General features: G+C 65.3%; 1 protein-coding gene. It reads right to left on the bottom strand.

What is annotated here, in order from left to right; all coding sequences use genetic code 11:
• Positions 1-44: 44 nt before the first annotated feature.
• Positions 45-1,280 (bottom strand): IS110 family transposase, encoded by a 1,236-nt coding sequence (locus ACLQ24_RS29565; RefSeq protein ID WP_425895020.1) that lies wholly within the window; start codon positions 1,278-1,280, stop codon positions 45-47.
• Positions 1,281-1,560: the final 280 nt, after the last annotated feature.

The following is a 1,560-nucleotide window of genomic DNA, read 5'->3' as shown; positions in this document are numbered from 1 at the left end:
TCTGACGCGAAGATTCCCTTCGCGTCAGAGGCGGTTGGTTCGCTTCACGACGCGTTCTCCAGGGTGACGCGGTATCCCATGGCTTCGAGTTGATGGATGGCTCGTTTCTTGGATCGGTCGGGGTGCAGGCGGGTGAAGTAGTCACCGCCGGGGTCGTCGTAGAGGGTGCCGGTGGTGCCCATGTGCCAGATCGCGGTGAGCATGGAGTGTTGGATGGCTACGTTGGCCTTCTGCGGTCCACGGCGTGAGGCGATGCGCCGGTATCGGGCGCCGAGGTAGGTGCGCGGGTTCTGGGAGCAGGCCATCGCCGCCGCTCCCAGCGCTCCCTGTAGGTAGGGGTTGCCGGGGCGGGTTCGGCTGGATTTCACCTTTCCCGCTGATTCGTTGTTGCCGGGTGTGGTGCCGGCCCACGAGGCCAGGTGCTTGGCGGTCGGGAAGCGGGTCATGTCGGCGCCGGTCTCCGCGATGATCACGTCGGCGGTGCCGATGCCGATGCCGGGGATGGAGCGGATCAGGTCACGGAAGCCCTGAAAGGGCTCCATCATCACCTCGATCCGCTCGGTGAGCCTGTTGATCGCCGCCGTATGCTGGTCGATCAGATTCAGGTGCACGCGGGCGAGGAACGCGTGGTGCTCGGTGAACCGGCCGTTCAACGCTTCGGTCAGCTGCGGGATCTTCGACCGGAGCCGACGTTTGGCCAGATCCGCGAGCGCGGCCGGATCCGTGTCACCAGCGATCAACGCCTCCAGCATCGCCCGCCCGGACACCCCGAGGATGTCGGACGCAACTGCGGACAGCTTGATCCCGGCGTCCTCCAGCAACTTCTCCAGCCGCTGGGCCTCCCGGCCACGTTCCCTCGTGATCGCCGTGCGTGTCCGGGTCAGATCCCGCAACTGGCGAATCGGCTCGGGCGGCACGAACGAGCCCCTCACCAGGCCATGCGCACCGAGTTGGGCAAGCCAGGTCGCGTCCGCGACATCGGTCTTACGGCCCGGCAGCGTCTTCACGTGCCGGGCGTTGACCAGCATGACCTCGAAGCCGGCGTCCTCGAGCAGATAGTAGAACGGCTTCCAGTAGTCGCTGGTCGCCTCCATCACCACGCAGGTCACCTGCTGATCGACCAGGTGCTCACGCAACGCGAGGATCTGTCTGGTCATCGACCCCCAGGTCGTGACCATCTCGGTCGTCTTGCGACGACCGGCCCCAGCGATCCGGACGCACACCTTGGCGTCCTTCTTCGAGATGTCCATCCCAGCACAGCGGGAGTGAACGACTTCCATCACCAACCTCCCTCACACGCGGACCACAGCGTCCGTCGTGGGGAGGGCAGGGAGATTCGAAAGTCTGACGCTCGGGCTCAAAGGCACCAATCCACGGTTCCCGTGGAAGCCCTCCACCACCATGCTGACCTACAGGCTCGTCAGCACCACAGAGCATTCGGGGTCGACCACGACGAACCCCATCACGATCCACCCGAACACCGACGGACCGCAACCACCAACCAGCACCGAATCTTCGCGCACCATGGTGCGCCTCGATGACGGCGCCGTGTTGCTGACC

Source organism: Micromonospora sp. DT4, assembly GCF_049841675.1.
Lineage (GTDB): Bacteria > Actinomycetota > Actinomycetes > Mycobacteriales > Micromonosporaceae > Micromonospora.
Note: the sequence above shows the minus strand (reverse complement) of the source record. Positions and strands in the feature narration are given on the sequence as shown.